6 protein-coding genes are annotated in these 6552 nt (G+C 71.5%); 1 reads left to right on the top strand and 5 read right to left on the bottom strand.

Going from position 1 to position 6552, the window contains the following annotated elements; translation table 11 throughout:
- Positions 1-257 (top strand): hypothetical protein (locus tag IEZ10_RS34110; protein ID WP_229811919.1); only part of this gene is annotated, 257 nt, incomplete at its 5' end.
- A 74-nt stretch (positions 258-331) separates the two neighbouring features.
- Here IEZ10_RS34110 and IEZ10_RS34105 read toward each other — a convergent pair.
- The 5 genes from IEZ10_RS34105 to IEZ10_RS34085 all read right to left on the bottom strand — a co-directional run bounded on the left by IEZ10_RS34105 (position 332) and on the right by IEZ10_RS34085 (position 6436).
- Positions 332-1702 (bottom strand): phenylacetate--CoA ligase family protein, encoded by a 1371-nt coding sequence (locus tag IEZ10_RS34105; protein ID WP_189250635.1) that lies wholly within the window; start codon positions 1700-1702, stop codon positions 332-334.
- Complete coding sequence (locus IEZ10_RS34100; RefSeq protein ID WP_229811918.1) at positions 1699-2340, bottom strand: TetR/AcrR family transcriptional regulator; 642 nt, start codon at positions 2338-2340, stop codon at positions 1699-1701. Before IEZ10_RS34100 ends, IEZ10_RS34105 begins: the two co-directional genes overlap by 4 nt.
- Positions 2341-2951: 611 nt before the next feature.
- Positions 2952-4400: an O-antigen ligase family protein gene (locus IEZ10_RS34095; RefSeq protein ID WP_229811917.1), complete on the bottom strand. Its 1449-nt coding sequence runs from the start codon at positions 4398-4400 to the stop codon at positions 2952-2954.
- Positions 4401-4561: 161 nt separating this feature from the next.
- Positions 4562-5233: a GumC domain-containing protein gene (locus tag IEZ10_RS34090; protein ID WP_189250633.1), complete on the bottom strand. Its 672-nt coding sequence runs from the start codon at positions 5231-5233 to the stop codon at positions 4562-4564.
- Between the two features lie 60 nt (positions 5234-5293).
- Positions 5294-6436, bottom strand: coding sequence for a hypothetical protein (locus IEZ10_RS34085; RefSeq protein WP_189250632.1), 1143 nt, complete (start codon positions 6434-6436; stop codon positions 5294-5296).
- Positions 6437-6552 lie beyond the last annotated feature (116 nt).

Genomic DNA, 6552 nt, shown 5'->3' with positions numbered 1-6552 from the left:
TCTTCCTCACCGACGACCAGATCGTGAACGCCACCGTCACCGACAACCTCATCATGGGCGGCACCTACAGCATCCAGCTCAAGAACGCCCGCGGGCGGCTGGTCGTCCGGGACAACAGGCTCGTCGATCGCTCGTGGGTCTACGGTCCCGTCGAGGCCGACTGCGCGAAGATCGATTGGTCGGGCAACTCGCTGGTCACCATCGACCAGAACTACCGCGTCACCTCGACCGTCGCCCCCCTGCCCTGCAGCGGCTGACGGCGACCTGGCGGCGCGGGCGGACTCAACGACCGCCCGCGCCGCCGGACGTGGATCGGCACCCCGCGCCGCAGTCAGCGAGCCAGGGGGATGACCCTGCGGAACTTGCCGCCGGCCGACTGCTCCGGCGGCTCCTCGGCGCGTTCCAACGCGACGTGCTCGGCCCTGTGTTCGGCCAGCAGGCGCGAGATCTCCTCGCGCACGGTCCGCCACACGTGATCGGGGTCGGCGCCGTCCACCTGCTTCAGCCGCACCCGCAACGTGGCTGGCTCGCTCTGCACGACCTGGAACTGCGCGATGCCGGGGACGCGGTCCAGCAGCGTGCCGAACGCCATGGGGGAGATGTGGACGTGCCCGCCGTCACCGGCGGGGAACTCGAGCATCTCCGCCGCGCGGCCCTGCACCTGGACGGCGGGCAGCGGGCTGCCGCACGGGCAGGCGTCGGGCCGCACCAGGACGTTGTCGCCCAGGTCGTAACGGAGGATCGGCTGGACCCGGTTGGCGAGATTACTCAGCAGGACGGTGTGCGAGGGTTGCCCCGGCGGGACGGGCCGGTGGTCCGCGTCGACCGGCTCCAGCACCGCCCAGTCGGTGTTGACGTGCAGCCAGTTGTGCGCGCAGCCGTAGGTGAGGAAGCCGCACTCGGTGGCGGCGTAGGCGGAGCGGACCTGGGCGTGGAACGCGGCGGCGATCCGGGCGCGGTTCTCCTCGGTGAGCGCCTCGCCGCCTGCGATGACCACCCCCGGGTGGATGTGCAGGCGACCGGCCTCCTGCTCGCCGGCAAGCAGCCCGAGCATGCCGGAGAAGCCGGCGAGCGAGCCGGGGTTGTATCGGTTCAGCTCGGCGGCCAGTTCCGGCAGCGGCTTGTGGATGGAGAACTCCCGCATCATCCAGCCCAGCCGCGGATAGTCGCGTCGGAACCGCGCGGCTCCGGCGACGGTGGAGAAGTGGCCAGGCGGCGCGGAGACGATGGCGGTGCGGCCGGCGCCGCGCATGAGGCGCACGAGGGCGCCGACCCCCAGCCCGGCTCGCGCGCGCTGCCCGACCGCGTTGCCCACGGCCACGCTCCGTTCGTCCTGCAGGAAGATGCCGCGCAGCCCGCTGGTGCCGGACGTGGTGGCCACGAGGTACCGCCCCTGGAAGCGCTCGCCCACGAGGGCGGGGTCGGCGACGAACTCCCGGGCCTTGGCCAGCGTCACGTCCGGGTCGGTGACCCACTCGTCGAAGCGCGCCATGAGCGCCTTCTTGTCGGTGACCGGGAGCCGCGCCGGGTCGTCGATCTCGTCGGGCAGCGCCCGGTACAGCTCGCGGTAGTAGGGCGAGTGGGCACGGGCATAGGCCACAGCCTCGGCCAGGCGGGCCCGTTGCCGCCGCGCGATCCCCTCGGGGCCCTCGCGCAGCGCCCGCCGCGCGTCGCGGGCGAGGTTCCGTTCGTTCTCTGTCATGACGGGTCGTTCCCTTCTGCAGCGTCCGCGCGGACCGAGAGCAGGCCGCGCGCGGCGACGTCGAGGCCGTGCCGCGCGGCCCGCCACAGCTCGTCCTGCGACCGGCCGAGCTCGACGTTCGCCAGGCTCGCCTGCTGGACGGCGCCGATCAGGGAGCCGGTCATCGCGGCGGCGGTGATCGGATTCAACTGGTCCGGGAACGCCTTCAGCAGTTCGCCGGCCATCCTCCGCTGCAGGTCCAGCAACAGGTACAACCCCTTGGCCTGCAGCGCCGGTGTCGTCATCATCAGGCGGACCCCCGCCGACAGCTCCTCGGGCTCCTTGCGGGGCACCTCGGGGCGGCGCCGGGCGGCGTACTCCTGCACCGCCCTGATCAGCAGCTCACCCGGCCCCTCCTGCGGCCGCGGCGCCGCCAGCGCGCCGAGCAGCAGGCCGAAGATGTGCTCGACGTCGGCGAACACGACCTCGTCCTTGGCACGGAAGTAGTTGAAGAACGTCTTGGGGTCGACGTCCGCCGCCAGGGCGATCTGCGCCACCGTGGTCTGCTCATACCCCTGCTCGGCGAACAACCTCATCGCCGCGGCGACGATCCGCTGCCTGGTCAGCCGCTTCTTGCGATCGCGGCGTGATTCCTCCATGCGCAAAATATACATCACATGGAATTTTCCAGATACTGGAGAATTTTTCGAATCGTCCGACGCGGCCGCGTGCCCGGCCTTCGACCGCCCGGAAAACCGGACATCGGGGGATGGAATCCCATGCCGGGCGGATAATTGCAGGCCCGGGATCGACGATAGGATTTCCCGACAGATAGAAGGATGCTCTGCCCTTCACTGAGGAGCCTTCGGCCGGCTTCGACCTGCACCTGCCCGGCCACGTAGTCCACCCAGCCTTGGGCACCTCGCCCGCATGTCGCGGGAACCGGCCCTCCTGCTCGAAGGATTTCAGCGACAAGCCGAAGCCCAGACGGGTCACCCCGTCTTGTTCCCCACCAGCTCCCAGTCGCCGTCCAGCAGCGTCCACGCTGCGATCGGCTCCTCCGGCTCCCACTCCCGACGCATCCGGCCCCACCCTCCCCCCGACCGTCCCCGGAACGAGCACGATCAAGGAGAAACCCGGACTTGCCAGCCGCATTCATCCCTCCGTGACGATCACAAACCGCAATCGTGATTTCTCACGCAGCTACTTTGGGGCTGGGGACACCTTCGGGAGTGGAGGGCCGGCATGGATCGGCCGCCCGGGGGCGGGCTCAGCGGCCGCTCGCGCCGCCTGGCACGCGCAGCAGTTCCCTGGCGGCACCGCCGACCCGGGCGGGCCACCGTACGGTGCCGGCGTCCTGGCCCGCGTCGTGACCGGCGACGCGAGCGGCCGCCTCCCCGTCCGCGGTGCGCAGCAGCGACCCGGCGGCGCCGATCAGCAGGAACGACAGGCCCGTGACGGTGGCGAAGGACAGCAGGTCGAAGGTGGCCGCTCCGACCAGCGGGACCACGAGGCAGGCGGCGAGGGTCAGGCCGAGGTCGCGGGTGGCGGGGTCGGCGCTCAGGTGGCGGGCCCGCAGCCCCGAGTAGATCGCGCACACGAACAGCGTGACGACCACCGTGACGCCGATCAGCCCCGTCTCCACCGCGGACAGCAGGTACTGGTTGTCGAAGACCTGGTACTTGGGGGCGTACCAGGTGCCGGCCCCGCGCCCCAGCCACATGTGCCTGGAGACCTCGTAGGCGGCGACGTCGTAGTCGTGCGTACGGTAGCGGACGCTGTCGTCGGTGCCGGCGTTGGCGAACAGGTTGTAGAAGGTGCTGATGAGCCCGGGCGCCATGAGCCGCATCAGCGCGAGGAAGGCCAGCCCGACGAGCACGGTCTGGATCCGCCGCCGGGCCGGCCAGCCGAGGAACAGCACGATTCCGACGGCCGCCAGGCTCAGCACCGCCGACCGGGAGACCGAGAACATCAGGCCCGCCCCGATCAGGGCGGCGCACGCCCACCAGCGCAGCGCGCCCCGCCCCAGCCGCCGGGCCTGGAAGCCGTAGTGGGCGGCGAGCGGGAGGAGCATCGCGCACACGACGCCGAACTCGATCGGATGGCCCGTGGTCGCGGCGACCCGGCGGAAGTCGGACCTGGCGGTGACGAACCCGTCCTCGGAGGTGTAGCGGAGCACCGGGAGCTGGAGGTACCGGGTGAGGTCGAGGTCGAGCAGGAACTGGCAGGCCCCGATGACCGCGATGATCGCTCCCGCCACCACCGCGGTCTTCAGCACGAGGTCGAGGCGGTCGGCGCCGCGCACCCCGTCGCACACCATGAGCGCGAGCCCGGCGCCCGCCACCAGCAGGATCAGGGCACGGTCGGCGAGGTTGAGCTCGTCGGAGGGCAGGTAGCCGTAGGTGGCGTACCCGTAGGAGGCCATCATCGCGGTCAGGTGGACGAACAGCGCGGTGCGTACCGGCGTGCGGCCCTTGGCCATCCCCAGCGTGAGGGTGAAGTGCGCGCACAGCCAGCAGACGGCGGCGACCAGGGCCAGGATGTTGGCCGGGGTCAGCGACAGCGGCAACCCCCGCAGGACCAGCCGGGCGGGAACGATCATCAGGGCGACGACGAAGAAGCAGACCAGGGTCGCGCCGTCGGCGCGGCGCCGGGCCCTCGGAACGGATGCGGACGCGTCCGGAGCGGTGGGTACGGCGGCGTCGGCCGGAACGGGCACGACGGACGCGCCCGGGGCGGATACGGCGGGCTCGGACGCGGACCCGGTCCCGGCTGCGAATGCGGGCTCGGACCCGGACCCGGACCCGGCTGCGGACGCGGGCTCGGACGCGGGCTCGGACGCGGACGCGGATCCGGAGGAGGCGGAGGCGGAGGCGGTCGTCACGAGGCCGGTCCTCGCCGCCGGGCCGCGCGGGCCCGGGCGAAGCTCTCGGTCCCGAACGCCGCGCACAGGCCCGCCACGACGCCGACGCCCACCGCGGCGGCGAGGCCCCGCAGCTTGCGGTTCCGCTGCGGCTCCGGGGTCGTCGCCGGCACCGCCTCGTAGGTGGTGATGTACGTCGCCTGGGGTGCCCTCACCGCCCGCTGCCGGTTGGCCAGTTCGAGCCTGACCCTCGACAGGACCCGGTTCACGATCTCCCGCGCGCCCTCGGGCGACGGGCTCTCCCCCTCGACGAAGAGGTACGGGCCGGTGGCCAGCGACTCCAGGTTGTTGCTGCCGTTGGTGACCTTGTAGGAGGTGTCGCCGTCCTCGGCGACGCCCAGCTCGGCCGCCATGTCGGGTGTCGCCATCACCGCGATGAGGATCGAGGCGGAGACGTTCAGCCCCTGCTCGAAGTTGAGCATGGGGTTGGTCAGGCCGTTGGGGTAGCGCGGGTTGCTCGGCAGGCTCCCGCCCGTCACCGGCGTGGTCAGGATGAGGACCGCGCTGGAGATGTAGGTGGTGGGAATCGTCGAGTAGACGCCTGCCGCGACGGCGAGGGACAGCACGAGGGCCGGGACGGCGGCGTACCAGCGCCGGAACAGGACGAGAACCGTCCCCCAGAAGTCCATGCGTTTCCTCTCGAACCGGGATGGCGGCCGGTGACGTGGGGTCCCGCCGGCCCGTCCCTCCTACCCCTCGCGGTGACCGCGGCCGCCGGCGCGCGTGAAGACGACCGTGTCCGCGGCTCCTTCGCCGCGGTCGTCGTCGGGATCCCCGCCGAAGTGCTCGTGTTCTCCGCCGAACTCGCCGTCGAGGTCCTGGCGCTCCCCGCCGAGGCCCTCGTGGCCTTCGCCGTGTTTCTCACCGGAGTCCTCGTGGTCCCCGCCGGGGGGCTCGCCACGGTGCTCCGGCGGCTCCTCCTCGTCCAGGATCACCACGAGCTGCGCGGGCTCGTCGTGGAACGGTCCCTCGGCGGAGCCGCGGACGCCCTCCGGCGGATACACGGTCAGGGACGGCTCCGCGCCGGTCGCCGAGGCCGTCGCGGCGACGTGGGCCCATTCGGCGCCCTTACCCGCGGGGGCGGCGGGAGCCTCGGAGAGTCCGGAGGACGCCGGGAAGGCGGGTTCGGGGAAGATGGGTTCCCAGGAGGCCGGGTACGCGGGATCGACGGCGCGACGCCGCCTGCCCGCCCGCGCCTCCGTCACGCCGTACGCGACACCGAAGCCGAGGGCCAGCACGGCGAACAGCACCCCGCCGGCGGCCGTCAGCCTGCTCGTGACCTTCGCCTCCGGGGTGGACGAGGGTACGACGTCGACGACCGAGATGAAGGTGGAGCGCGGGGCCCTGAGCGCCTGCTGACGGGTGAGCAGTTCCTTCCTGATGCGCTGCTTGGCCTTGACGACCACCTTCTGCGCCTCGGCGGCGGATCTGCTCTGCACCTCCACGTAGACGAACGGGCCGTTGGTGCTGATGCCCAGCAGGTCCGGGTTGGTGCGGCCGTCGTTGATCGTGATCTCGGTGGTGCCGTCCTTCACCAGGCCCAGTTCGGCCGCGACCTCGGGGGTGTTCATCGACAGGATGAGGATGCCGGCCGTGACGCGCAGGCCGTCACTGAACTGCAGCAGCGGGTTGGTCAGCCCTATCGGCCTGGTCGGGTCGGCCGGGAGCGTCCCGCCGGTCGCGGGGGTGGTCAGCACCATGGACGCGGTCGAGACGTAGGTGGTCGGCACGAGCTGGAACGCCAGAGCGGCGGCGGCGAACGACAGGAGGATCAGGGGAGGACCGATGAATCTCCGTTTGACCAGAGCGAAAACGGCCTTCCAGAAATCCATAGGTCTCCGCCCCTATTTGTGCCGGGGCGTTACGGGGCCCCGAGACAATACAGTCACCAATCGGAAAACGCGGGTTCCTCGTTACGTCGGTCGTCTGGGAGACCATTCCGGTCGGC

The sequence above is a fragment of the Streptosporangium pseudovulgare genome (assembly GCF_014648055.1).
GTDB lineage: Bacteria > Actinomycetota > Actinomycetes > Streptosporangiales > Streptosporangiaceae > Streptosporangium > Streptosporangium pseudovulgare.
Note: the sequence above shows the minus strand (reverse complement) of the source record. Positions and strands in the feature narration are given on the sequence as shown.

Excerpts from the sequence above, each read along its gene's own strand:
- IEZ10_RS34105 (WP_189250635.1), bottom strand. The coding sequence starts at position 1,702 with ATGACAGAGAACGAACGGAACCTCGCCCGCGACGCGCGGCGGGCGCTG.
- IEZ10_RS34100 (WP_229811918.1), bottom strand. The coding sequence starts at position 2,340 with ATGGAGGAATCACGCCGCGATCGCAAGAAGCGGCTGACCAGGCAGCGG.
- IEZ10_RS34090 (WP_189250633.1), bottom strand. The coding sequence starts at position 5,233 with ATGGACTTCTGGGGGACGGTTCTCGTCCTGTTCCGGCGCTGGTACGCC.
- IEZ10_RS34085 (WP_189250632.1), bottom strand. The coding sequence starts at position 6,436 with ATGGATTTCTGGAAGGCCGTTTTCGCTCTGGTCAAACGGAGATTCATC.